Here is a 24,716-nt window from a genome sequence, read left to right on the forward strand (position 1 = left end):
GTCAGCATCCTGCCAACGTGGCGGTTCCCGAACTGAGCGAAACGACGTCACCCTGCCGGGTCTGGAAGCGGATCTTGTCGCCCTGACGCCAGATCTCGGTGCGCAACTGCGAGTCGAGCTTGACCGGTTTGGCGAACCGACAGCTGATCGATGTCAGCGCCGCGGGATCCCCGTCGGCGACGACATTGATCAGCGCCCGTGCCGCGAACCCCAACGTGCACAAACCGTGCAGGAAAACGTCCTCGAAGCCGAACTTGCGGGCGGCCGCGGGGTCGATGTGCATCGGATTGCGGTCACCGCTGAGCCGGTAGATGGCCGCCTGCTCGGGACGCACCGTGTCGGTGTACACGCCGTCGGACGCCGCCTGTGGGGCTTCGTCTGCCTTCGGCCCACGCGTTCCGTCGAAGCCTCCCGCGCCGAGCACCATGGTCTGCGAGGACGCGTGGAAGACGGGACCCTCGCCGTCGACGCCGACCGACGACACCTCGATCGCCGCATGCTTGCCGGTATCCCAGAGCGCGGTCACCTCCGCGGTGACGCTGACCTCGCCGCTGGCGCCGAGCGGGCGGTCGAGGCGCAAGGACTGCGCGGAATGCACGATCGGAAACGAACCGAGATCGAGCGTCGCGCGCAGATCCTTGACCGCCCACCAGTTCGCGATCAGCGCGAAGGTGGGCAGCACCGCAGGTCCGTAATGCTCGTCGAGCAACCGCAATTCGTCGGGCGGACGTGCGCCGACACCGAGTGCGTAGAGGATGACGTCCTTCTCCGTCCACTGGAAGGTCGTCGGTGCCAGTGTGGTGCCGACCATCGCGTCGGAGAGGGTCAACGATGCACTCACACAGCCTCCATAGGGATAGAACGGATTGACGGAATCTGTTCAATCGTGCAATATAGTCGCAGTAACTGCAACTATATTCCGCAACGGAGGCATCGGTATGCGGTTCGGCGTTTTCATCCTTGGCGACAAGCCCAACCACCTCAGCCACCAAGAGGTGTTCGCCAACGTGCTCGAGGAGGCTCGGTGGGCCGAGGAACTCGGCTACGACGAGATCTGGCTGGCCGAACACCACTTCTCGCCGTACGGCACCCTCGCCGACCTGCCGCTGATAGCGGGGGCCATCGCCGCGCAGACCGAACGGATCCGCATCGGCACCGCCTGCATGGTCGCCCCCTTCCACGACCCGATTCACCTCGCCGAGCGCATCGCGATGGTGGACAACCTCAGCGGAGGCCGCTTCGACGCCGGGTTCGGACGCGGCTATCAGGCACACGAGTTCAAGGGCTTCGGCATCCCGATGGATGAGGCCACGGCGCGCTATCAGGAATGCGTCGAGATCGTCAACCTGTTGCTGACCCAGGAGAACGTCACCTATGCGGGCAAGTACTGGCAACTCGAGGACGTCACCATTCATCCCCGCCCGGTACAGGACCCGATTCCGGTGTGGGGCACGGTGATGAAGACGCCATCGAGCTTCGAATGGTTGGCCGACAAGGGATTCGGCGCGATCATCGGCAACCCCTATCAGGTCGATCCGGACCTACAGGGGGCGTTGGACATCTATTTGGAGACGCAGGCGAAGAAGGGCCTCGCCGCGGCCACCGGCAACGTGTGGGCTCTGCTGAACGCCTTCTGCCACGTCGACGACACGTTCGCACGGACCTATCCACGCGAGAGCGTGGAGTTGTCCATCCAGACGCACCGCAAGTACTCCAACCCCTTCGAACGCGGCGGCGACATCCCCGCCGATTACAAGGCCTATTCCGACTGGTTCGAAAAGCACGACAAGCAGAGTTACGAGCAGGTTCTCAATTCGCATCTGACGCTGATGGGCAACCCGGACCGGATCATCGAGAAGATGCGCACGGTCATCGACATGGGTTGGCGCAATATCATGTTGCGGATGTCCCGCGGCGGCGCGATGGACCGTGCCAAAGTCCATGACTCGATGAAACTCTTCGCCCAAGAGGTGATCCCGGCGGCGACCGAGCTCGCGGCGACACCGGCTTGAGCCAACGACTCGCCGACCGCATCCGCGCCGTGCTGGCGCTGGATCCGGCCGCCCCCGCCATCGAATACGACGGCGCCTGGACCGACTGGGCCAAGATCGCCGACATCGCATTCGGCGTGGAAAACCTCTTGCACTCAGCAGGTTTGGGTAACGGATCGCCTGTCGGCCTCATCCTGCGCAACCATCCGGCAATGGTGGCGGCGATGCTCGGTGTCCTGCTCGCCGACGGATGCGTCGTCACCATCAACCCGTCGAGCGGCGATGCCCGGCTGGGTTCTGACATCGAAGACCTACGGCTGCCTGCCGTCGTCGCCATCGGTGCCGACTGGCAGCGACCGACGGTTGCTGCGGCGGCCGTGGGTGCGCTCGGGATCGAAGTGGGCGCTGGCCCGCAGTCGGTGCAGACCCTGGGTGGCCTCGAGCAGCCCGGCGATGGTCCCTTCCGTGACGCGGCGCCCGGTGTCGCCGTCGAGATGCTCACCAGCGGCACCACCGGGCCACCCAAACGGGTTCCCTTGCTGTACAGAGCATTCGAGCACACGCTGTCAGCGGCAGGAGCCCACTACGGGTCGGGCGGCGGAGAGCTGCGCCTGCGCTCCGGTGTGGCCATCGTCAGCTCGCCGCTGGTTCACATGTCCGGCTTGTTCCGCACTCTGCTCAACATCTGTGAAGGACGCAGAATCGCGCTGCTGGAACGGTTCCGGGTGGCCGACTTCGTCGACCTCGTCGTGCGCCACCGGCCCAAGGCAGTGAGCCTGGTGCCGACCGCGCTGGCGATGGTGCTCGACGCCGGAGTGCCGCCCGACGTGTTCGCCAGTGTTCAGGTTGTCACCTCCGGTACGGCGCCCCTGGCACCGTCCGTCCAAGAGGCGTTCGAGAACCGATACGACGTCGCGGTCTTACCGTCCTACGGGGCGACCGAGTTCGCAGGAGGCGTCGCGGGGTGGAACCTGGCATTGCACCGCGAGTGGTCAACGACGAAGCGGGGCAGCGTCGGCCGCCCGCAGAGCGGCCGTGAGGTCCGCGTGGTGTCGCTCGACGACGGTAGCGAGGTGCCCGCGGGCGCCCGGGGGCGGATCGAGGTGCGCACCCGCGACGGCGAGTGGGTACGGACCACCGATCTCGGCCGCCTCGACGAAGACGGTTTCCTGTTCGTCGACGGTCGCACCGATGACGTGATCATCCGCGGCGGCTTCAAGATCGCCCCCGCGGACATTGTCACCGTGCTGCGCAGCCACCCCGCGGTACGCGACGCCGGAGTCACCGGAATTCCCGACGAACGCCTGGGTGCCGTGCCGGTCGCCGCGGTCGAACTCGCGGACGGCGCAACCGCCGATCCCGATGATCTGCTCGACTACGTCCGCGAGCGCGTCACCCGGTACCAGGTACCCGCGCGGTTGGTGATCGTCGACGAACTCCCCCGGACCCCCTCGCTGAAGGTGAGTCAGCCCGCACTGCGCGAGCTGTTCGAACAGGAGCACACGTGAGATCCACAATTCGCGGCACCGCCGCCATCGTCGGCGTCGCCGATGAGGTGTCGCCGTCCGGCGTCATCGATGTCCCGCTGCGTGAACTGGAGGCGCGTGTCATCACCGCCGCACTCTCGGACGCCGGATTGTCGCTCAACGATGTCGACGGTCTGTGCACGTGCACCGGCGGAACCTTGATGCATTCGGTCGAACTGGCCGAATACCTCGGAATCGCACCACGATTCACCGACGCCACCCAAACTGGAGGTGCGAGCTACGGGTTGTACGTCGAACACGCTGCCGCGGCGATCGCCGCGGGTCTCGCCGAAACCGTCGTGATCGTCTACGCCTCGACACCGCGCGCCTCACGTAAGCGCGGCGAGAAGGGCCTCGGCGTGTTCGCGACACCCGAGCGCCTCGAATGGGAGACGCCGTTCGGGGTGATGCTTCCGATCAGTGCGTACGCGCTTGCCGCGAACCGCCACATGGCGACCTACGGCACCACCGCCGAGCAACTCGCGCGGATCGCCGTCGACACGCGGTCGTGGGCGAGCCGCAATCCGCGCGCACATCTGCGCGATCCGATCGCCGTCGACGACGTCCTGGGCTCGGGTTACCTCGCAGAACCGGTCCACAAGCTCGAATGTTGTCTGGTCACCGACGGCGCCGCGGCGATCGTCGTCACCAGCGCCGAGCGGGCCCGTCACCTCGACCGGCCCGTCTATGTGCTCGGCGCAGCGTCGGCGGCGTCGCACGCCATGATCACCCAGATGCCCGACCTGACTCTCACCCCGGGCGCCGTTTCTGGACCCGCTGCGTTCGCCGCCGCAGGCCTCACGCCGGCCGACATCGATGTCGTGCAGCTGTACGACTCCTTCACCATCACCGTCCTGCTCGCGCTGGAGGACCTCGGATTCTGCGCGAAAGGGGAGGGCGGGTCGTTCGTCGGAGACGGGGTGCTCGCGCCAGGGGGCGCGCTGCCCGGCCAGACCACCGGAGGCGGGCTCGCCTACACACATCCGGGTGCGTTCGGAGCGTTCCTGCTGGTGGAGGCGGCTCGCCAGGTGCGCGGCGAATGCGGTGAGCGGCAGGTGCCCGGCGCGCAGACCGCGCTGGCGCACGGCACCGGCGGCGTCCTGTCGGCGACCTCGACGGTCATCCTGGGAACGGAGGCAACGTTGTGAGCGAGTCATTTCCGGTGCCCGACCCGAGCGCGGCTTCGGCGCCGTTCTGGGCGGGGACCCGCGAACACCAACTGATGATGCAGCGATGCGAATCCTGTTCACGGCTCGTCTGGTATCCACGGCACCTGTGCCCGCGCTGTGGTGATTTCTCGCTGCAATGGGAGCAGCTCTCGGGGCACGGCACCGTCTACGCGGTGAGTGTGCACCACCGGCCCGCGCACCCGGCATTCGCCGACCGGGTGCCGTACTCGGTCGTGCTGGTGGACCTCGACGAGGGCGCGCGCATCATGTCGAACGTGTTCGGCTCGCCGCCGAGCGTCGGGGACGCCGTATCGGTCGCGTGGCTACCCCTCGACGACGGACGCAACCTGCCGACCTTCGAGCCGCGATGAGCACCGACGAACTGCGACGCATCCGCGAGGACATCGTTGCGCGCCACGTCGCAGGCGAGAACGATCGGGACCTAGAGGCGGTGATGGCCACCTTTAGCCACCCGCGATACGAAATCGTGCCCAGTGCAACGGTTTACGACGGCGATGCGGCGGTCCGGCAGATGATCCTGCAGCAGTGGGACGAACTGCCGTGGATGCACTACGCCGCCGAGGGCGTCTACCACGGCGCCGACGGCTTGATCGTGGAGACCAGAACGACGTGCCCGGGCACCGAGTTCGACATGCTCAGCGTCAACCTGTTCGGTTTCGACGAAGACCGGCTGGTGCTTGAGCGATGCTATTTCGATCGGATGCTGTTCGCCGAGCAACTGAAGACGGTGCACGGGCAGAACGATTGAACAGATTTCGTCATGTTGTAGAATCGTGCAGCCGAAGTGCGCGGGCAAGGAGACTCAATGGCCACCCAGTTGGACACCGAGGCGCAATCATCGACCAGCGATCGCGCCATCGAGTTGTACCGCCTGATGAGCAAGGTTCACTACGCCGATCAACGCGTCCGAAAGGCCTTGTCCTCTGGCGAAATCGCGATGAGCTACTGGCCGGTCGACGGTCAAGAGGCGATGTCGGCGGGTGCGGCGCTGGCGCTGTCCGATTCCGACCAACTCGTGGCCACCTATCGAGGGCTGGGCGATGTCGTCGCGAAGGGGATCGACCTGGCCGCCTATTTCGGCGAGATCCTCGGTCGTGAAACCGGTCTTTCGAAAGGTAAGGCCGGCGCCATGGGGATCTCTGATCCCGACCACGGGATCGCATGGACCACCGGCATCGTGGGGGCGGGACCGCTCATCGCCAACGGTATCGCGTTGGCCGCGTCGATCCGCAAGACCGGGCAGGTCGTGCTGGTCAGTTTCGGCGACGGCGCCACCAGCATCGGCTACGTCCACGAGGCGATGAACATGGCGGCGGTGTGGTCGCTGCCTGTCGTGTTCCTCTGTCAGAACAACGCGTGGGCGGAGTCCACGGCGATGTCGCGGTACACCAGGACGGCCCGGTTCTCGGACCGCGCCGCCGGCTACGGGATGCCGGGCGTGACGGTTGACGGCACCGATCCCCACGCCGTTTATGACGCGGTGTCGGAGGCCGTCGCGCGTGCACGGTCGGGCGGGGGGCCCACCTTTGTGGAGGCCGTGGCCTATCGGTTGCAGGGCCACTACTTCGGCGATGCGATGGGCTATGCCGACCCCGACGAGTTGGCGGCCAAGCGCGCCGACCCCCCGTTCGCGCGGTACCGCCAGCGTCTTATTGATGACGGGGTCGCCACCAGTGATGCGCTTGATGCAATCGACGCGGAGGCAACGGAGGAGATCGAGACAGCGTTCGCCGCGGCCCGCGATGCCGGCTTCGTCGGCGTCGACGAACTGACCCGTGATGTGTTCTCGGACAACGGATCTGAACTGTCCATCCACAGAGGCGAACGCGTGTCCCTGCCCGGCGGGGACACCGAGGATCTTGGCCTCGTCCAGGCGATCCACCGCACCCTCGACCGTGCGATGGCCTCTGATGATTCGATCATCCTGCTCGGTGAGGACATCGGCGATCCCTCCGGCGGAGGCATGTTCAAGATCACGGCCGGTCTCTCGACAAAGTACGGCGAGAACCGGGTGCTCGACACCCCGATCGCGGAGTCGTCGATCATTGGCGCCGCCCTCGGCGCGTCACTGGCCGGTCTGCGCCCCGTCGCCGAACTGATGTTCATGGACTTTCTCGGTGTGGCCATGGATCAGATCGCCAATCACGCCGCCAAGGTCCGCTATTTGTCCGGTGGCCGCCGCGGTGCCCCGCTGGTGATCCGCACGATGGTGGGAACCGCTGCCGGACCGCAACATTCGCAGGCGTTCGAGGCCTGGGCGATGCACACGCCGGGACTCAAGGTGGTCTGGCCCAGTACTGCTGCCGATGCGGCAGGACTGCTCAACGCGTGCCTGCGGGAGAACGACCCGTGCCTGTTCATCGAATCCATGAAGCTCTACTACGGCGGTGGCAAGGGTCCGGTCCCGGTCGCCGATTACGTCATCCCGCTCGGTCAGGCCGACATCAAGCGGTCGGGCACCGACGTCACCATCTGCACGTACGGCGTGATGGTGCACGCCGCGCTGGAAGCGGCGAAAGAGTTGGAGAGCAAAGGTGTTTCAGCGGAGGTCATCGATCTCCGCACACTGGTGCCGCTCGACCTCGCGACCGTGTTGGAATCCGTTGGTAAGACCAAACGCCTTGTGGTCGCGCATGAATCGGTCGGCTTCTGCGGGCCGGGTGCCGAGATCGCGGCCGCCGTCGGCACCGAGCTGTTCGGAGAGTTGGCGGCGCCGGTACAGCGGGTCGCGGGGACGTACACCCCGGTGCCTCGGGCCGCAACGTTGGAGGCGGCGTGCCGTCCGGGTGCCGCCCAGCTCGTCGAAGCGATCGGGAGGATCGTGTGACCGAAGTTCGGATGCCTAAACCGGGTGATGCCATCACCGAAGCCGAGGTGACGGAGCTCTACGTCGCCGACGGCGAGTCCGCGGTCGAGGGTGAACCGCTGTATTCGATCGCCACCGACAAGGTCGAAATGGACATCGAGGCGCCGGCATCCGGTGTGGTGACGTGGAAGGTCGAGGTCGGGAGCACGTACGACGTCGGCGAACTCGTCGCTGTGATCACGTGACCGGGCTGCCGGACACCGTGCGGGTCGACCTCGGTGCGCCCGAGCTGATCGGCGAAATCGCCGGTGACACACTCACTGTCACCATCAACCGGCCGGAGAAGCGCAACGCGGTCACCGCCGACGGCTATCACGGCATCAAGCGTGCCGCGATGATCGTCGCCGACGAACCAGGCCTACAGTTCCTCGTGATCGCCGGATCAGGCGATGTCTTCTGTGCGGGCGGTGACATGAACTCGGTGAGCAATCCCGATCGTTCGTGGGACGCGTTCACCGAGGCATACGACGCGACGCCGTTCGAAGTTCTCGGCAAGATCCCCAAGATCGTCCTGTGCGCGGTCAACGGCATCGCGATGGGCGGCGGGCTGGTGATGACGCTGTTCGCCGATCTCGTGATCGCCTCGGATCAGGCCCGGATGCGGGTGCCGGATCTCACCCGCGGCGTGTACGAGGCGTTCGTCGCCGCACGCATACCGCAACGCATCGGCACATTGCGCGCCAACCACATGATCTACGGCAACGACTGGATCGACGCCGCCGAGGCTGAGCGGATCGGACTCGTCGGCAAGGTCGTCCCGCACGACTCACTTGCCGCCGAGACGCAAACCCTGCTCGACCGGGTACGGCAGACCGGTCCTGCCGCGCGGGCGGCGATGAAGCGGGAGATGGCACGTGCGCTGCCCGCCGTCGAGTCAGTGGCTACTGGTCGTCGATCGGAACATCCGAACAGATCGAGGCGTTCACCGCCTTTCTCGAAAAGCGTTCACCGCGTTGGTCGGTCAGCTCAGACCGCGATGCATTCGTCCACACCCGCAGATCGGCCTGGTTGCCGTCTGACTCCTGAGAGGAACTCGACACCGTTGATCACCACACGATTCACCGAAGCGTTCGGTATTGAACACCCGATCGTGCAGGGCGGTATGCAGTGGGTCGGCCGCGCGGAACTGGCCGCCGCGGTGTCGGAGGCCGGCGGGCTGGGACTCATCACCGCGCTGACGCAGCCGACCCCCGCGGACCTGGCGAATGAGATCGCCCGCGCCCGCGATCTGACTGACAAGCCGTTCGGGGTGAACCTGACGATCCTGCCGACCATCGACCCGCCGCCCTACGACGAGTACCGCCAGGTGATCGTCGACGCCGGAATCAAGATCGTCGAGACCGCGGGTTCCAACCCGGCACCGCACCTGCCGATGTTCCACGGCAACGGGATCAAGGTGTTGCACAAGTGCACGTCGGTACGGCATGCCGTAAAAGCGCAGAGCCTCGGTGTGGACGGCATCAGCATCGACGGATTCGAATGTGCGGGGCATCCCGGTGAGGACGACATCCCGGGTCTGGTCCTGATCCCCGCGGCTGCCAAGGAGATCGAGATCCCGATGATCGCCTCCGGCGGTTTCGCCGACGGCCGCGGTCTCGTCGCCGCGCTGGCACTGGGCGCCGACGGGATCAACATGGGGTCACGCTTCATGTGCACGGTCGAATCTCCGATCCACCAGAAGGTCAAGGAGGCGATCGTCGCGGGCTGCGAACTCGACACCGAGCTGATCTTCCGGCAGCTGCGCAACACCGGACGCGTTGCCAGCAATGCGGTATCACGCGAGGTCGTCGAAATCCTCAACCAGGGCGGGCAATTCGAAGACATCGCGCACCTCGTCGCGGGCAAGCGCGGTGTCAAGGTCTACGAGACCGGCGATCTCGACGCCGGGATCTGGTGGGTCGGCACGGCGATGGGTCTGATCGATGACATCCCGACGGCGGGCGAACTCGTATCGCGCATCGTGGCCGAGGCCGAGCAGATCATCAACGAGCGGCTGGCGGGTACGCTCGTTTGAGCGCGTGCCCACCAGGCGAGGACCTTTGACATCGGGTTTTCCACTTCGTAGAGTAGCGCCACAACTTTTTTACTTCGTATAGTTCGTCTCGGCGCAGCGGTCGAGCGCGCGCGGTCGGCGGGACAGCTCGTAGGAGTGCATATGACAACGTCCGAAGCGCAGACTGCGGGGCTCGGTTCGATCAACCTGCTCGCCCAGGCATGGGCCAATGGTGCGCCGTACGACCAATTCGGTCTGCTTCGCGAGCACGCGCCGGTGTTCTGGCACGAAGAGCCGGGCGGCGGGCCTGCGGACAAGCCGCGCGGTCCGGGCTTCTGGGCGATCACCAAGCACGCCGACATCAAGGACGCCAGCCACGACTTCGAGACGTTCTCGACCGAACGCGGGGGAGTGATGATCCCCGATATGAGCGAGGTTGAGATCGACGCGATGCGTCAGACGATCTTGGGCATGGACCCGCCCAAGCACACTCGCTACCGGAAACTCATCTCGCGCGGATTCACCCCGCGCATGATCCGAAAGCTCATGGACGACATCGAACTACGCGCGGCGAAGGTGGTCGATGACGTATGTGAACGTGGTGAGTGCGAATTCGTCGAGGACATCGCGGCCAAGGTTCCTGTCCAGATGATCTGCGAAATGATGGGGCTCGATCCGGCGTTGTGGGACCGGTTCATCGAGCTGTCGGACGGATGTGTCGGTTCACCGGACGATCCCGACTACACCGGAGGCGCCGACGGACCGGTGATGGCGTCCGCCGAGATCTACCTGCTCGCCAACGAAGCCGCGACGGACCGGCGCAAGAATCCGCGCGACGATCTGATGACCGGACTCGTCCAGGCGGAGATCGACGGCGAGCGCCTCACCGATATGGAGCTCAACCTCTTCTTCCTCACGCTGGTGGTCGCTGGAAACGAAACCACGCGCAACATCATCAACCACTCCATGCTCGCGTTGATCGAGCGGCCGGACCAAGCGCAGAAACTTCGCGACGACCCGTCCCTGTGGGATACCGCGGTAGAAGAGATGCTGCGTTGGGGTCATCCCATTCACAACCTGAGGCGGACGGCTACACGCGATACGGAGATTCGCGGTGTACCCATTCGCGAGGGGGACAAGGTGGTCCTCTACTACGCATCCGGCAACTTCGACACGGATGTGTTCGAAAATCCGGAACGTTTCGATGTCACCCGAACACCGAACGACCACTTGACGTTTGGCGGCGGGGGTACGCACTTCTGCCTCGGGGCAAACCTTGCCAGAGCGGAAACGCGTGCAATGATGCGCCAACTTGTCGAGCGGCTCCCCGATATCCAGCTGGCCGGACCGGTTGAGCGCCTTCATTCCGACTTCGTTCACGGCATCAAGAAGATGCCCGTGACTTTCACGCCACAAAGGGCAAAGTAGCGGAAGCCGCAGAAGCGCAGACTGCTCATCCCCCGTCTGCCGCCGTGCGGTCGGAGACGAAGACCTGTCGGATCATCGTCTTGACGGCATCGGTGAGGGGCAGCGACAACCCGTGTGCGGCCCCGAGACGAATTGCCGCGTCGAGGTCTTTGGCAGCGACGCTGACGGCGTTGTCCGCACGCTCGGTGGACATCTCCACAGTCCCTTTGTCGATCGCGTTGCGGACCTCGAGCATCTTCAACGGTTGTGGATGCTTCGCCTCGGTTTCGTGCATCGCGGCCAGGAAGGTGTCCGCCTCAACTCCGGCGCCCGCAGCGAGTGTCGCCGCTTCGTCGACCGCTACCCAGGTGCAGTAGGTGACCAGGTTTCGGGCGATCTTCAATGTCATCCCGGAACCGACTGGGCCGCAGTGCACTACGGCGCGGGTGAAGTCGGCGAGCACCGGCATTGCACGCGACACGATGTCGTCCGGTCCGCCGACCAAAGCGACCACCGCGTTGTGCGCCGCTTGATCACCCGGCGTCACACCGCAGTCAAGCAGATGTACGCCACTGCGGGCGCAGAGGTCTGCCGACTCCCGCACCGCTGACACGGCGATAGTCGAGAGAATCACCACGATGAGGCCGGGTCTCGCGCCAGCCAGAACTCCGTCCGGCGCAAGAAGCACTTCGCGGACCTGGGCCTCGTCGAACACCGCCACCAACACCACATCGCACTTGCTGGCGAGGTCGGCTGCCGACGATACCGGCTCGGCCACGCCCGGTGTCGTGATCACAGCATCCGGTCGGCTGTCGAAAACAACCGGAATCCGTCCCCGTCGTGCCAGGCTGGCCGCCACCCCGGCCCCGATCGCCCCTAACCCCACGATGCCGACCGTGAGATCGTCGGCCGGCCGCGATCCGCTCGAGTTCGGTACGCGGGTGGACCATTCGGTCATCGGGTCGTCTTCCTTCCTCAGCGCCAGGACGATTCGGATCGATGACGATCGGACTGACTCCGGAAAACCTGCCGGCTTACCGGCGAGGAGTCCCGCAGAATCGTTGTACAGCGTACAGATAGCTGTGTACGATCGGGCAGACATTCGCGATCACCCGCCCGTCTCAAGTCATCGGGCGCAACGCCCTCTGAGGGGCAGCGCCACGGCTGGTCGAGCGTCGGACTGACCTGATCGGAGGTTGGGGTGTGAGCTCGTACGACTACATCGTGGTTGGTGCGGGGTCGGCAGGTTGTGTCCTTGCCAACCGGCTCAGCGTCGATTCCGCATATCGGGTGCTGCTGATCGAGGCCGGCGGATCGGACCGCAATCCCGCGGTCGCAATGCCCAAGGGCTTCGCGTTTCTGATGAACAACCCGCGCTACGTATGGGAGTACGACACCGAACCGTTCGGACCGTACCGGCAGACGGAGCACTGGATTCGCGGAAAGATGATCGGTGGCTCGAGTTCGCTCAACGGCACGGTCTACAACCGCGGTTCACAAGCGGACTACGACGACCTCGTCGCACGCGGCAACAGCGGCTGGGGCTGGAACGAGATGCTACGGATCTTCCGGACCATCGAGAACCACAGTCTCGGAGAGTCCGAGATGCGCGGCAGCGGCGGGCCTCTCGGCGTCAGTGTGAATCGCACAGGCGAGAAGGTGTCGGAGGCGCTGATGGATGCCGCAAGCACGCTCGGTATCAAACGCGTCGACGATGTCAACGCTTGTGACGACGAGCGCACGGGCTATGCGCCGGCCACCATCTGGAAAGGTAAACGGGTGAGTTCGGCCAAGGCGTTTCTTCATCCGGCCGCCAAGCGTCCCAACCTCACCATCCTGAAGGACGCCACTGCCACCCGGGTGATCTTCGACGGCGACCGTGCCGCTGGCGTCGCGGTGACATCCGCGGCGGGTGGTGAGGAGGAGATCCTGGCGAACCGTGAGGTGATCCTGTCAGCAGGCAGCATTGCCACACCCAAGCTGCTGCAGCTGTCCGGCATTGGGCCTCGTGAGGTGCTCACTTCAGCAGGGGTGGATCTTCGCGTCGACAGCCCGCGTGTCGGTGAGGGCCTACACGAGCATCGGTGTTTCCCGCTGCAGATGCGATTGCAGGAGACCAAGGGATACAACAAGATTCTGTCCTCACCGCTCGGTCAGGCCCGCGCTGGCCTCCGCTACCTGTTGTCGAAGAGGGGTCCGGTCTCGACACCGGCATATGACATGTTGACCTTCATCCGGGCTGATGCGGCCAGCGAGCGCCCCGACGCGCAGGTGCTGATGACGCCGTTCTCGCTCGGCGTGGGCGCCGTCGACGGCAAGATCGAAACCCGCCCCGGTCTGTCGCTGCTGGGGTTCGTGTTGCGTCCGACAAGCGAGGGGTCGGTGCGAATCCTCTCGCCCGATCCCACGCGGCCGCCACGGGTAGAGGTCAGCTACGTCGACACCGACTACGACCGCAAGGTCTCGGTGGCCATGTTCCGCCGGATGCGGGACATCGTGGCTCAGCATCCGATTGCCGACATGTTGTTCAGCGAGATCGAGCCTGGCGCCGCAGTCGAGGATGACGACAGCATCGTGCGGGCCGGGATGCTGTACGGCGGGACCGGGTACCACGCGTCGGGGGCGTGTGCGATGGGCCCGTCGGACGACGACGCTCTCGACGAGCGGCTTCGGGTTCGGGGCGTTTCCGGGCTTCGGGTCGTGGACGTGTCGATCATGCCGACGATGGTGTCGGGCAACCTGAACGGCCCGATCATGGCCATGGCCTGGAGGGCCGCGGAGATGATCCTCGAAGATGCGTAGGCCGAGCCAACGCGACATACCAGCAATCAATTTCCATACAGCACATACAGATGGGAAGTCGCCATGACCGCGGTAATGCGAGGAATCCGTGTCTTGGAGGTGGCCGAGCACACGTTCGTGCCCGCCGCTTCGGCGATCCTGTCCGACTGGGGTGCGGACGTTATCAAGATCGAACCGGCCGAGCGGGGCGATGCGATGCGCGGCATCATGTCGTCGGGAAACATGCGCCTGGACGGTGGCGCGTGGCATCCGCTGCTGCAACACTCCAACCGCGGAAAGCGCAGTCTTGGACTCGATTTGAGCTCTGCTGAAGGGCTGAACATCCTCTACAAGCTGGCCGCGACGTGTGACGTGTTCCTGACGAACAAGCTGCCTGCCGTGCGGACCAAGCTGCGCATCGACGTCGAGGACATCCGCGCGGTCAACCCGAAGATCGTCTATGTGCGGGGTTCCGGATACGGATCGCGCGGGCCGGAGGCGGACCGCGGTGGGTACGACACCCTCGGCTACTGGTGTCGCGCCGGAGTGGCTTACGGGGCCAAGCCGGTTGAAATGGACACGATCACGGGTCAGCCGGCACCGGCATATGGCGACTCGATAGGAGCCATGACCATCGCCGGCGGCATCTCCGCGGCGCTGCTTCACCGCGAGCGCACGGGTGAGGCACCCGTAGTCGACGTTTCGCTATTGGCGACCGGGATGTGGGCGATGGGCGCAGCGATCGCCCTTTCTCACGAACTGAATACTCCGTGGGGCCAATTTCCGGTAGGCACCGATATCGGCAATCCGTTGACGGCGATCTATCAAACCTCCGACGGACGCTGGTTGCAGCTGGCGTGTCTTCAGGGATTCCATTACTGGCCCGAGACCTGCCGGGTGATGGATCTTCCTGAGCTCGTCGAAGACGAACGATTCGCCGATCATGAGTCCTTCCGGGCCAACAGCGCGATCGCGAGAGCCATTCTGGAGGAACGGTTTGCGACCGCCACCCTGGCGGAGTGGAAGCAGCGCCTTGCCGACTTTCGCGGCCAATGGTCGCCCGTGCAGGACCCCATTGAGGTGAAGAGCGATCCACAGGTCGTAGCGAACGGCTATATCGTTGACGCGGAATCCGCTGCGGGGGACAGGCATCCGTTGGTCGCCACGCCTGTGCAGTTCGACGAGGCCCCATCGCCGACACGGCGGGCGCCGGATTTCAACGAACACGGCGATTCGATACTGGCCGACGAACTCGGTCTGGACTGGGACACCATCGTCGACTTGAAGGTCAAAGGGGTCGTGGCATGACTGGTGTCTCCGGGCGCCTAGCTGGCGATCAGGGGCGTTGGAAAATCGTCGAGCCGATACACTGCGACGATGGCCGAGGACCGCGAATCCACCGCACCCAGCGGTGAGTTGCCCGTCGTCGGCCAGCGACAAGAGACCCGCTGGCGCAAGCGTTCGGCAGAGCGCGCGACCCGTCAGGTGCGGACGAAAGCCGAGGCTCGAAGCGATCACTTCCTGAAGATCGCGCTCGATCTGCTCAGCGAGGGCGGCACCGACAATCTGTCGGTGCGTAAAGTGGTCGACCGGTCGGGGATGTCACTGCGTTCGTTCTATCAATCATTCAGCGGGACAGACGATTTGTTCCTCGCCATCTACGAGGAAGCCACGTTGGGTGGTCTCGATCGCCAGCTTGACGCGGTCGCGAAAGCAGGCGACGACCCGATGGACCGCCTGCGTGCCTTCATGGAGGCGGAATGGATCGTACTGGAACAGTCGTCAGAGATGCTCCGACGCTCGCTGGTCGTGTACCACCACCGGCTGAGCGAGACCAAGCCGGCTGAACTCGCCGCTCTGTTGGAGCCTCAACACGCCGCGCTGACCGAACTCCTCGGGCAGTGCCGCGCCCGCGGGTTGCGGGGGCCTGATCTCGATGACTCGGTGACCGCATCGCTTCTCATCCACTTGATGATGGAAATGCTCCAAGCACGGGTCCTGAGCTTCGAAGTCGGCGCCAACAGCATTTCCGCGGACCGGGTTTGGGAGTTCGTGCAGTCGGCGTTCTTCACCGCGGGCGACGAGTGCGGGTGATCAACGAAGCTGCCGGCGACCGGCACTGCTGATATCCCGCTGCCGCTAGGTCGCCGACTTGGACCTGTAATCGGACTTCGAGGCAAAACTGCCGATTTTCTGCGCGAAACAGCCTCGTTGGCCTACTGTGTGAGAACACCGTTCTTCATTTCTGAATACACCGATCCGTAGGCCGGAGGAGAGTTGCCGTGAACCTCGACGACATGATTTTGGTGAGCATCGACGATCACGTGATCGAGCCGCCGGACATGTTCGAGGGTCACGTTCCGGAAAAGTGGGCTGACCAGGCGCCGAAGGTCGAACGCAGCCCCGAAGGTATCGACCGGTGGGTGTTCCAGGGTGTCGAGACGTCGACCCCCTTCGGCATGTGCGCGGTCGTGACATGGCCCAAGGAGGAGTGGGGCTTCAACCCCGGCGTTTTCTCCGAGATTCGGCCCGCCTGCTACGACGTCGACCTCAGGGTCCGGGACATGGACGCCGGCGGAGTGCTGGCCTCGATGAACTTCCCGACGATGGCCGGGTTCAACGCGAGGACGTTCTGCGAGGCCGACGATAAGGACCTCGCGCTGATCATGCTCAAGGCCTACAACGACTGGCATGTCGACGAGTGGTGCGGATCCCACCCCGGTCGGTTCATTCCCATCGGGATCGTCCCCATGTGGGATCCGCAATTATGCGCCGACGAGGTTCGACGGCTTGCGGCGAAAGGTTGCAAGGCGATCAGCTTCCTTGAGGCGCCGCACGCATTCGGATTCCCCAGCTTCCACAACGACTACTGGGATCCGATGCTCACCGCGATGTCCGATACCGGTTCGGTGATGTGCATGCACATCGGGGCCAGCGGGGGACTGATCACGACGGCTCCCGATGCTCCGCTGGACCACCACATCATCCTGCCGACACAGCTGACGTTGATGGCGTTGCAGGACCTCATGTTCGGGCGCACACTGCGGAAGTTCCCTGATCTGAAGGTGGCGCTTTCGGAGGGCGGAATCGGGTGGATTCCCTACTACCTGGAGCGCGCCGACCGACACGCGTCGAATCAGCTCTGGATCGGTCAGGACTGGTCCGAGCGCATGCCCAGTCAGATCTTCCGCGACCAGATCCTGGCGTGCTTCATCACCGACCCGGCCGGGGTCAAACTCCGCAACGAGATCGGCATCGACAACCTGGCGTGGGAGTGCGATTATCCGCACACCGACTCGACCTGGCCGAACGGCCCGGAGATGCTGTGGAGCGAGCTTCAGGCCGCGAACGCGACACCCGAAGAGATCAACAAGATCACCTACGAAAACAGTTGTCGGTTCTTCGATTTCGATCCCTTCATACACACGAATAAAGCCGACGCCACTGTGGGAGCATTGCGGGCCCGTGCGACGGACGTCGACCTGTCTACCGTGAGCAAGGCCGAATACCGCGCCCGCGCTGAGGCCGCCGAGCAGGCAGCGCAGGTCTGACCGATGACAAACACCATTGATCTGCCCAAGATCTCCGCCGACGCGCACGTCGATGAGCCCCACGATCTCTGGTACGAGCGTCTCGACGCGGACCTACGTGAATATGCGCCGCGCCGCATCTCGGCCAGCGGCGACGGGGGCTGGAGTCTCGTCGTCAACGGAAACCCGATCGGGTGGAACGAGTTGTCCGCCGAGGAGGCCGCGGCGAAGGAGGCCGAACGGGTTGCCGCCGCCTCGATCGATGTGCGCCTCGACATGATGAGAACCGATCACATCAACGGTGAGATCGTCTTTCCGACGATCGGCCTGTACGCGTGGGGCATCGAGAATCCGCTTGTCGGACAGGCAGTCTGCCAGGTCTACAACGATTGGATTCGCGAGCATATCGGCGGACATGACCGCATCAAGTTGGCCAACATGATCCCGACGTGGGATGCCGACACGGCGATCGCGGAGATCGAGCGTGTCGCCGGCGATCCGTCAGTAGGCGGTCTGCTCCTTCCGCTAGTGGGGACGCCCGAGTGGAATGCCCGTGAATGGGAGCCGATGTGGGCCGCGATCGCCGCTACTGGCAAGCCGGCGGTCATGCACCAGGGCAGTGGTCACGACATGATCTTCTACCGCGGCTGGGGGAGTGGCACGACGAATCTGCTCGCGACGCAATCGATGGCGCCGCGCATGGCCGGCCTGCTGAGTTGCAGCGGCATACTGGAACGACACCCCGACCTCCACGTTGTCTTCGTCGAATGCAACGGCGGCTGGATCTCGTGGGCAATGCAGACGTTGGACTACTACTACCAGGCTCACGACGAAATCGGCTGGACGAAACCGAAATTGGCGGAGCTACCCAGCCACTACATTCGTCACCAGATCCATTCCACGTTCCAGGACGACCCGGTGGCGATCACCAACTTGCGTGACACCGGCGCCGAATGTCTACTTTGGGGCAACGACTATCCCCACCCGGAGAGCACGTATCCGGAGTCGGCGAAGGTGCTGGACCGCCTGTTCAGGGATGTCGACACCGACAGTGCGCGTGCGATTGTCGGGGGCAACGCCCACCGGCTCTTCGGGTTCGACGACAGCGTGTTGAAAGCGCTGCCCTGACGTGTCGACCGACCTTTTCGAACTGCGTCGCAACGACTTCACGCTCGACGATGAGCAGGTTGCACTCCAGGATTCCTTTCGCGCGTACTTCGAGAAGACCGTCCCTGCATCCCGAGTCCGCGCCGCGGAACCCCTCGGCTTCGACCGCGTCCTGTGGGATGAAATGCAGGAGCGGGCAATCGTCGAGATGGCTCTGCCCGAAACCGCGAACGGGGACGGTGCGGGCCTGGTCGAGCTGGCTCTGGTCGTCGAGGAAGCCGGCCGGCGAGCGGCCCCGGTGCCGCTGCCGGATGTTCTCGCGGCAGTGCGGGGCCTGGCTCAGGTCGGTGCCGATGCCGACTTGATCGCACAGATACGCGACAACGGTGCGATTGCCACGGTTGCTCCGGGCATCACCGAGCGCAGGCTCGTTCCCTCCGGTGCCATCGCATCGAGCGTGCTTGCTCCGCGGGGCGATTCGCTTGTACTAGTCGAAGGCGATCCTCGGCCACTCGCACCCAACCTCGGCAGCTCGCCACTGGGGTGGTGGCACATCACCGACGCGAACCCACTCGGCACCCACGCTGATTGGGCACTCATTGAACGGGAATGGCACGTCCTCACCGCAGCTGAGTTGGTCGGATTGGGGCAGGCGGCGGTCGATCTCGCGGTGCAGTACGCAAAGGAACGGATCGCCTTCGGCGTGCCGATCGGGTCGCTCCAGGCCATCGCCCATCCCCTGGTGAATGCGGCCAACTGTGTGGACGCCGCCCGCCGGTTGGTGTGGCGGGCCGCATGGTTCTGCGACAACGAACCTGAATTGGTCGATGCGTTGTCGCTTTGTGCGGTACTCGCGGCGGGTGACGCGGCCGAGCAGGCGGGCGCCACCGCGATTCATACCCAGGGCGGATTCGGCGTGACGCTCGAATCGGATGTGCAGTTGTTCTACCGTCGCGCCAAAGCCCGCGCGGTGATGGCGGGCGATCGTCGCAGTCTGCTGCGAAGAGTGACCGGACACGCACTCAGGAAGGCGGCGAGTGCGAGATGAATTTCGGCTCCATCGAATTAGACCAGGACACCCTGGCATTTTGGCGTGAGGTCCGCGGCTTCTTCGCCGAGCATGTCACCGACGAACTGCTCGACGAAGAGCGCGCCAACGGGGGCGGCTTCAACGAAGCTCTGCATCTCGCCATGGGGGAGCGCGGCTGGGTTGCCCCGCAATGGTCGACCGCAGAGGGCGGTGCCGGTCTCGACCCGCGCCGTGCACAGATCATTCAGCATGAGTTCTATGGCAGCGGAGCGCCGTACATCCTCGCGGGGACGACGTTGCTTCCACCGATCGCGATTCGGATCTTCGGCTCGCCGGAGATACAGGCCGAGATACTTCCCCGGGTCGCCGACGGGACCGTCCGCATCTGCCTGGGCTACACCGAACCGGACTGCGGCTCAGATCTGGCGGCTGTCCGAACGCGCGCCGAACGCGACGGTGACGACTGGATCATCAACGGCCAGAAGATGTTCACCACCGGCGCGCAGTTCAGTCAATATTGTTTCCTGCTCACTCGTACCGACCCAACAGTCCCTGCGCACAAGGGGCTGACGGTGTTTCTGCTTCCCCTGGACACCCCGGGTGTTGAGATCAGACCGATAGACACCCTGGGCGGTGAGCGGACCAACTTCGTCTACTTGCAGGATGTGCGGATCGATGATCGCTGGCGACTCGGCGAAGTGAACCAGGGCTGGTCGGTCGTGGCGGCGCCGCTGAATGCCGAGCATGGGATCCGCCCGGAAGAGGAAACCACGCTCGTCGGCGGTCCGTATCTAGCGGAATGTGAACGGCTGGTGGCCGCTTTCATTGAGTGGGCCCACCAACAGACAGGCTCGGCCGGAACACTTCTCGACGAGGAGGCTGTTCAGGAGAAACTCGGGGAAATACTCCTCGCGGCGGAGCTCACCCGCTCGGCCGATGGGCCACCCGCGCGCATCCTGTCGTCGGAGTTACTCAATAGGACCGCCTCGCAGCTCATCGCCCTCGTCGGCCCGACGGCGTTGTTGGAGCGAGGCGCAGAGGATGCGGCATCTGCCGGCGCGTTTGAGGCTGGCTTTCGATTCGCGCCTGCGACAGCCATTTACGGCGGTTCGACGGACATCGCACGCAACGTTATCGCGGAGCGGTTCCTTGGCTTACCTCGAAGTACACCACGGAGGACTGCGAAATGACCGAGACCACCGCGCATGCTGGCGCTGAACACCGTGGTGACGAGGTCACGCCGGGAATCACCGCGGAGAGCGTCGGCGACGATTTCGCGGCGGTTCTCGCGGTGCCCGAGCCGCAGGAGGTCTACTCCGGAATCGGGTCTACGCCGATTCTCGAGATCGAGGGCAACTACATCGCAGGTGCCGCCAAGAGCGTCGATTCGTTGACCCGCAGCCACCATGTCCTCGGGTCAGGCGGCCGCGGGAACACCCAGAATGCCGAGCGGCCGCTCATCCCACTGGATATCGATCGGCCTGAGCACACCAAGTACCGCAAGCTGCTCGATCCCATATTCGCTGCGAAGGTGATCGCGCCGCTCGAGGCCGATGTGCGCGCGCTCGCAGACGAACTGATCGACAAGTTCATCGACCGCGGTCATGCCGATGTCTACGACGAGTTCTGCGCCATCCTGCCGTCGACGATCTTTCTGCGGTTGATGGGCATACCGCTGACGGATCTGAATTACTTCCTAAAGAACAAAGACGATCTGCTGCGTGATATCGAAGGCGAGACCATCAGCCAACGAGATGAGCGCTATAAGACAGCGGGCAAGAGGTGCTATGACTACTTCAACCGGGTCTTGGATGAGCGCGAAGCCAGCGGGTCTCCGGGTGACGACTTGCTCGGACGGTTCCTCACAGCCGAGGTCGATGGTCATTCGTTGACCCGCGAGAACATTCTCGATATTTGCTTTTTGTTGATGATCGCAGGCCTCGACACCGTCGCGGCATCGCTTTCCTGCATTCTTTCGTGGTTCGCCCGCCATCCCGACGAACGTCGCAGAGTGGTCGCGAATCCCGAAATGTGGCCCGACGCCATCGAAGAGCTCATGCGGTGGGAAACGCCCGTACCGATTGGTTCGCGTACCCCGACCGTCGATATGCAGGTCGGGGATAACCTGGTTCCTGCCGGCACACACGTGGCCGTGTTGTGGGCGGCGGCGAATCTCGATCCGGAGAAGTTCAAGGACCCGATGACCGTGGACCTCACGCGGCGACCCAACCCCCACTATTCATTCGCGAGCGGCTTCCATCGTTGTCTTGGAAGCCATCTCGCTCGAATGGAGCTTCGCGCGGCACTCGACCAGTTCCACCGGCGGATCCCGGAGTACGAGGTCACTCCGGGTGCCGAAGTGAAATACACGGCGCTGCCCGTACGGTTGGCCAGCCCGCTGCCATTGAGCTGGGCAGTGTGACGTGAGACTTGTCCTCGACACCGGGGCCTGCCAGGGGCACGGACGCTGCTACAGCTACTCGCCGGACCTGTTCGACGCCGATGAAGAAGGTCACAGCGTGCTGTTGGTGAGCAAAGTGAGTCCCGAGCAAGCGGATTCCGCAAGACTGGCGGTGGAATCCTGCCCCGAGGAAGCCATCTCGCTGCATGAGTGAACGAATCCGCGCGGGGTTCATCGGCCTCGGTGACCAGGGCGGCGGGATGGCCTCGCGGCTCATCCAGTGCGAGGTTCCAACGACTCTGTGGGCCCGCCGCGAGGCGTCGCTCGAACCATTCCGCGGCACCGCGGCTCAGTTCGCCGCGACACCCGCCGAACTCGGCGCCCAAAGCGATGTGGTCGGCATCTGTGTCGTCGACGACGCCGGCACACAGCAGGTCGTGCTGGGTGAAACCGGTGTGCTGGCAGGAATGAAACCCGGCAGTGTGCTCGCAATCCACTCGACGATAAGTCTCGATGTCTGTCGCCAGATCGGGAATGCGGCTGCCGAGCGGGGCGTCGGCGTGATCGACGCACCGGTCAGTGGTGGCGGGTTCGCGGCCGCGCAGGGTGAGCTGACCGTCCTGGTCGGTGGTGACAGAACGCATTTCGACCGGGCGTCGGTCGCACTGAATACATACGGTGCTAACGTTGTTCACCTCGGCCCACTGGGAAGCGGTTTGCTGGCCAAGCTGATCAACAACACACTGCATGCCGCCCACTATGCGTTGGCACGTGATGCGCTTCGGGCGGGCACACAGCTGGGGCTAGACGAGAAAGCGCTCGGGCAAGCGCTGTCGGTGAGCAGTGGCCGCAGTTACTCGCTGGATATCGCCGTGATGGTGGGTGGTTTCGAACCGCTGGCGCCGATGGTCGGAACGCTACTGCGCAAAGACGTCGGGATTTTCGACCGGCTGACTTCCGAGCAAGACGTGGCGGCAGGCTCGCTGATACCGGTTGCCGACGAGGCCCTCGAACTGTTCGGTTTTTCTCGGTTCTCCGACACCAAGGACTCAGAGTGACTGCGCCAGAGCTCGTCTCAGACCAGCAGGTCATTGAACCGTACGGCAGCAACGACCTCAACGCGCGCGCGGCCGCTCGCGCGGAGCGTCGGATGCTGATCGACGGTGAGTTGGTGGAGTCGACCACGGGCGCAGCCTTCGACAACGTCAGCCCAGCAACCGGCGCGGTGCTCGGTGCCACCACGGCGGCCGGAACCGTCGATATGGATAGGGCGATCACCGCCGCGCGCCACGCGTTCGACGGGACCGACTGGTCGTCGAATATCACCCTCCGCAAACGATGCCTGATGCAATTGCAGGAGGCATTCGAACTGGAGCGGGAGGAGTTGCGCGAAGAGCTGGTCGCCGAAGCGGGAGCACCGGTGATGACCACCTATATGGCGCAACTGGACTGGACCTTGACGGACGGGTTGTGTTCGGCGGTGGAGTTGATGGATGACTTCGCCTGGGAGCGCTGTCTCAGTGGCGGTGGAGTGGGTGGCGAAAGTACCCAACGGGTGGTGTGGAAGGAGGCAGTGGGTGTCGTCGGCGCAATCGTGCCGTGGAACTTTCCGTTCGAGATTGCGGCGAACAAACTTGCCCAGGCGTTGGCTACCGGGAATACCGTTGTGCTCAAGCCCGACCCGAACACCCCGTGGACCGCGACTCGGATCGGCCGCCTCGTTGTCGAGTGCACAGACATACCCCGCGGCGTCGTCAATGTGGTACCCACTCCGGATAATTCAGTCGCCCAGCTGCTGGTGACGGATCCGCGCGTTGATCTCGTGTCGTTCACCGGGTCGACTGCGGTCGGCAGAAGCATCGCTGCGGATGCCGCCGAGACCCTCAAGCGGGTTTTCCTTGAACTGGGCGGGAAGTCCGCTGCGGTGATGCTCGGCGACGCCGACATCGAAGCCGTCATCCCGAACATGGCCGGAGTTTGCATGCACGCCGGTCAAGGGTGCGGCATCACCACCAGGTTGCTGGTGCCCCGGGGTCGCATCGAGGAGGTACTCGGCCGACTGAAAGAGCTTTTCGAGTCGATCCAGCCCGCGGATCCGGCACTTCCGGACACGCTGATCGGGCCTGTGATCAACGGTCGCCAGCAGCAGCGCATCCTGGGATACGTCGATCGGGCCCGCGCCGCCGGCGCGGACATCGTCGTCGGCGGGCGGGTCCCGAATGACCTGCCCGAGGCGCTCGCGGGCGGTACTTTCGTGCTTCCCACCGTGGTCACTGGTGTCGACAACGACGCCGAGATCGCGCGCGAAGAGGTTTTCGGACCCGTGCTGGTTGTCTTGCCCTACTCAGATGAGGACGAGGCACTGCGTATCGCCAACGACAGCGAATACGGACTGGCGGGGTCGGTCTTCTCGCGGTCGCGGGGGCGCGCGTTGGCGTTCGCCAGGAAAGTTCGCGCGGGTTCGATGTCCGTAAACGGCGGCATCTATTACGGAGGTGACGCGCCTTTCGGCGGATACAAGGCAAGCGGTCTGGGACGGCAGAACGGCATCGAGGGATTCGAGAGTTACTTGGAGACCAAGACCGTGGCCTACACGTGAGCGCATGACAGCGGCCGTCAGGCCTCGACGAGACCGCCGCTGCGCTGGGAGCAATTGACGTACTACTCTGCAGTCGAGTGATTTTCGCGCTCGTCCCGTGGAATATATCGACGCGGCAACAAGGGCAGAGGGGTTGGCAGCAACAGGATGGTCCGATGCGGCTCTGACCAACCTCGGCGAATCAGGCGCTAGGCATCAGCGCAGCGCTTCCGGCTGACACCTGAGTTCACAGCGTCTGCTCGTGCGCCTAACCGGGACACCACCTCGACGCGACAAGTCCGGCGCCGGTGATGTC

Annotated in this window: 22 protein-coding genes and 1 pseudogene; 21 read left to right on the forward strand and 2 right to left on the reverse strand. The window is 64.4% G+C overall.

The window, feature by feature from the left end; all coding sequences use genetic code 11:
* Position 1: 1 nt before the first annotated feature.
* Positions 2-841, reverse strand: a complete 840-nt coding sequence (locus tag G6N43_RS09295; protein ID WP_133056582.1) for a MaoC/PaaZ C-terminal domain-containing protein — start codon at positions 839-841, stop codon at positions 2-4.
* 97 nt (positions 842-938) lie between these two features.
* Here G6N43_RS09295 and G6N43_RS09300 point away from each other — a divergent pair, with 97 nt between their 5' ends.
* The 10 genes and pseudogenes from G6N43_RS09300 to G6N43_RS09345 all read left to right on the forward strand — a co-directional run bounded on the left by G6N43_RS09300 (position 939) and on the right by G6N43_RS09345 (position 10,994).
* Complete coding sequence (locus tag G6N43_RS09300; protein WP_083156783.1) at positions 939-2,012, forward strand: LLM class flavin-dependent oxidoreductase; 1,074 nt, start codon at positions 939-941, stop codon at positions 2,010-2,012.
* On the forward strand, positions 2,009-3,499 hold the full coding sequence (locus tag G6N43_RS09305) for a class I adenylate-forming enzyme family protein (protein ID WP_234810261.1): 1,491 nt from the start codon (positions 2,009-2,011) through the stop codon (positions 3,497-3,499). Before G6N43_RS09300 ends, G6N43_RS09305 begins: the two co-directional genes overlap by 4 nt.
* Positions 3,496-4,665: an acetyl-CoA acetyltransferase gene (locus tag G6N43_RS09310; protein WP_083156782.1), complete on the forward strand. Its 1,170-nt coding sequence runs from the start codon at positions 3,496-3,498 to the stop codon at positions 4,663-4,665. Before G6N43_RS09305 ends, G6N43_RS09310 begins: the two co-directional genes overlap by 4 nt.
* The gene (locus G6N43_RS09315) at positions 4,662-5,057 is read left to right on the forward strand and encodes a Zn-ribbon domain-containing OB-fold protein (protein ID WP_083156781.1); all 396 of its coding nucleotides are present in this window, start codon (positions 4,662-4,664) and stop codon (positions 5,055-5,057) included. Before G6N43_RS09310 ends, G6N43_RS09315 begins: the two co-directional genes overlap by 4 nt.
* Entirely contained in the window at positions 5,054-5,455 is a 402-nt protein-coding gene (locus tag G6N43_RS09320) for a nuclear transport factor 2 family protein (RefSeq protein ID WP_083156780.1), read from the forward strand. The genes G6N43_RS09315 and G6N43_RS09320 overlap by 4 nt, the downstream gene beginning before the upstream one ends.
* A 57-nt stretch (positions 5,456-5,512) precedes the next feature.
* Positions 5,513-7,534: an alpha-ketoacid dehydrogenase subunit alpha/beta gene (locus G6N43_RS09325; RefSeq protein WP_083156779.1), complete on the forward strand. Its 2,022-nt coding sequence runs from the start codon at positions 5,513-5,515 to the stop codon at positions 7,532-7,534.
* Positions 7,531-7,758 carry a biotin/lipoyl-containing protein gene (locus tag G6N43_RS09330; protein WP_083156778.1) on the forward strand — a complete coding sequence of 76 codons (228 nt, stop codon included), beginning with the start codon at positions 7,531-7,533 and terminating at the stop codon, positions 7,756-7,758. The genes G6N43_RS09325 and G6N43_RS09330 overlap by 4 nt, the downstream gene beginning before the upstream one ends.
* A 17-nt stretch (positions 7,759-7,775) precedes the next feature.
* A pseudogene (locus tag G6N43_RS09335) lies at positions 7,776-8,378 on the forward strand (enoyl-CoA hydratase/isomerase family protein); the annotation flags it as partial.
* 297 nt (positions 8,379-8,675) lie between these two features.
* Positions 8,676-9,587 carry an NAD(P)H-dependent flavin oxidoreductase gene (locus G6N43_RS09340; RefSeq protein WP_234810267.1) on the forward strand — a complete coding sequence of 304 codons (912 nt, stop codon included), beginning with the start codon at positions 8,676-8,678 and terminating at the stop codon, positions 9,585-9,587.
* A 141-nt stretch (positions 9,588-9,728) separates the two neighbouring features.
* A complete protein-coding gene (locus G6N43_RS09345; protein ID WP_083156776.1) occupies positions 9,729-10,994 on the forward strand; it encodes a cytochrome P450 in 1,266 nt (421 codons plus the stop codon).
* A gap of 25 nt (positions 10,995-11,019) precedes the next feature.
* Here G6N43_RS09345 and G6N43_RS09350 read toward each other — a convergent pair whose 3' ends face one another.
* The gene (locus G6N43_RS09350) at positions 11,020-11,931 is read right to left on the reverse strand and encodes an NAD(P)-dependent oxidoreductase (RefSeq protein WP_163658058.1); all 912 of its coding nucleotides are present in this window, start codon (positions 11,929-11,931) and stop codon (positions 11,020-11,022) included.
* A gap of 245 nt (positions 11,932-12,176) precedes the next feature.
* Between G6N43_RS09350 and G6N43_RS09355 the strand changes: the two genes are divergently transcribed.
* From G6N43_RS09355 to G6N43_RS09405, 11 genes are all read left to right on the forward strand, one after another.
* Entirely contained in the window at positions 12,177-13,775 is a 1,599-nt protein-coding gene (locus G6N43_RS09355; protein WP_083156774.1) for a GMC family oxidoreductase, read from the forward strand.
* Positions 13,776-13,838: 63 nt separating this feature from the next.
* Positions 13,839-15,062, forward strand: a complete 1,224-nt coding sequence (locus tag G6N43_RS09360; RefSeq protein WP_083156773.1) for a CaiB/BaiF CoA transferase family protein — start codon at positions 13,839-13,841, stop codon at positions 15,060-15,062.
* Between the two features lie 69 nt (positions 15,063-15,131).
* The gene (locus G6N43_RS09365; protein ID WP_083156772.1) at positions 15,132-15,848 is read left to right on the forward strand and encodes a TetR/AcrR family transcriptional regulator; all 717 of its coding nucleotides are present in this window, start codon (positions 15,132-15,134) and stop codon (positions 15,846-15,848) included.
* Between the two features lie 188 nt (positions 15,849-16,036).
* Complete coding sequence (locus tag G6N43_RS09370) at positions 16,037-17,305, forward strand: amidohydrolase family protein (RefSeq protein ID WP_083156771.1); 1,269 nt, start codon at positions 16,037-16,039, stop codon at positions 17,303-17,305.
* A 3-nt stretch (positions 17,306-17,308) separates the two neighbouring features.
* Entirely contained in the window at positions 17,309-18,412 is a 1,104-nt protein-coding gene (locus G6N43_RS09375; protein ID WP_083156770.1) for an amidohydrolase family protein, read from the forward strand.
* A 1-nt stretch (position 18,413) separates the two neighbouring features.
* Entirely contained in the window at positions 18,414-19,439 is a 1,026-nt protein-coding gene (locus G6N43_RS09380; RefSeq protein WP_083156769.1) for an acyl-CoA dehydrogenase family protein, read from the forward strand.
* The gene (locus G6N43_RS09385; RefSeq protein ID WP_083156768.1) at positions 19,436-20,611 is read left to right on the forward strand and encodes an acyl-CoA dehydrogenase family protein; all 1,176 of its coding nucleotides are present in this window, start codon (positions 19,436-19,438) and stop codon (positions 20,609-20,611) included. The genes G6N43_RS09380 and G6N43_RS09385 overlap by 4 nt, the downstream gene beginning before the upstream one ends.
* Entirely contained in the window at positions 20,608-21,843 is a 1,236-nt protein-coding gene (locus G6N43_RS09390) for a cytochrome P450 (RefSeq protein WP_083156767.1), read from the forward strand. Before G6N43_RS09385 ends, G6N43_RS09390 begins: the two co-directional genes overlap by 4 nt.
* 1 nt (position 21,844) lies before the next feature.
* On the forward strand, positions 21,845-22,036 hold the full coding sequence (locus G6N43_RS09395; protein ID WP_083156766.1) for a ferredoxin: 192 nt from the start codon (positions 21,845-21,847) through the stop codon (positions 22,034-22,036).
* The gene (locus tag G6N43_RS09400) at positions 22,029-22,880 is read left to right on the forward strand and encodes an NAD(P)-dependent oxidoreductase (RefSeq protein WP_083156765.1); all 852 of its coding nucleotides are present in this window, start codon (positions 22,029-22,031) and stop codon (positions 22,878-22,880) included. Before G6N43_RS09395 ends, G6N43_RS09400 begins: the two co-directional genes overlap by 8 nt.
* Before the next feature lie 92 nt (positions 22,881-22,972).
* The gene (locus G6N43_RS09405) at positions 22,973-24,421 is read left to right on the forward strand and encodes an aldehyde dehydrogenase family protein (RefSeq protein WP_083156805.1); all 1,449 of its coding nucleotides are present in this window, start codon (positions 22,973-22,975) and stop codon (positions 24,419-24,421) included.
* The last annotated feature ends 295 nt before the right edge of the window (positions 24,422-24,716 follow it).

This window comes from Mycolicibacterium moriokaense, assembly GCF_010726085.1.
Taxonomy (GTDB): domain Bacteria; phylum Actinomycetota; class Actinomycetes; order Mycobacteriales; family Mycobacteriaceae; genus Mycobacterium; species Mycobacterium moriokaense.

Bases quoted from the DNA above. Each gene is read 5' to 3' on its own strand.
- G6N43_RS09390 (WP_083156767.1), top strand. From the start codon at position 20,608: ATGACCGAGACCACCGCGCATGCTGGCGCTGAACACCGTGGTGACGAG.
- G6N43_RS09325 (WP_083156779.1), top strand. From the start codon at position 5,513: ATGGCCACCCAGTTGGACACCGAGGCGCAATCATCGACCAGCGATCGC.
- G6N43_RS09360 (WP_083156773.1), top strand. From the start codon at position 13,839: ATGACCGCGGTAATGCGAGGAATCCGTGTCTTGGAGGTGGCCGAGCAC.
- G6N43_RS09345 (WP_083156776.1), top strand. From the start codon at position 9,729: ATGACAACGTCCGAAGCGCAGACTGCGGGGCTCGGTTCGATCAACCTG.
- G6N43_RS09385 (WP_083156768.1), top strand. From the start codon at position 19,436: ATGAATTTCGGCTCCATCGAATTAGACCAGGACACCCTGGCATTTTGG.
- G6N43_RS09340 (WP_234810267.1), top strand. From the start codon at position 8,676: ATGCAGTGGGTCGGCCGCGCGGAACTGGCCGCCGCGGTGTCGGAGGCC.
- G6N43_RS09405 (WP_083156805.1), top strand. From the start codon at position 22,973: ATGCTGATCGACGGTGAGTTGGTGGAGTCGACCACGGGCGCAGCCTTC.
- G6N43_RS09350 (WP_163658058.1), bottom strand. From the start codon at position 11,931: ATGACCGAATGGTCCACCCGCGTACCGAACTCGAGCGGATCGCGGCCG.
- G6N43_RS09400 (WP_083156765.1), top strand. From the start codon at position 22,029: ATGAGTGAACGAATCCGCGCGGGGTTCATCGGCCTCGGTGACCAGGGC.
- G6N43_RS09320 (WP_083156780.1), top strand. From the start codon at position 5,054: ATGAGCACCGACGAACTGCGACGCATCCGCGAGGACATCGTTGCGCGC.
- G6N43_RS09375 (WP_083156770.1), top strand. From the start codon at position 17,309: ATGACAAACACCATTGATCTGCCCAAGATCTCCGCCGACGCGCACGTC.
- G6N43_RS09365 (WP_083156772.1), top strand. From the start codon at position 15,132: ATGGCCGAGGACCGCGAATCCACCGCACCCAGCGGTGAGTTGCCCGTC.
- G6N43_RS09300 (WP_083156783.1), top strand. From the start codon at position 939: ATGCGGTTCGGCGTTTTCATCCTTGGCGACAAGCCCAACCACCTCAGC.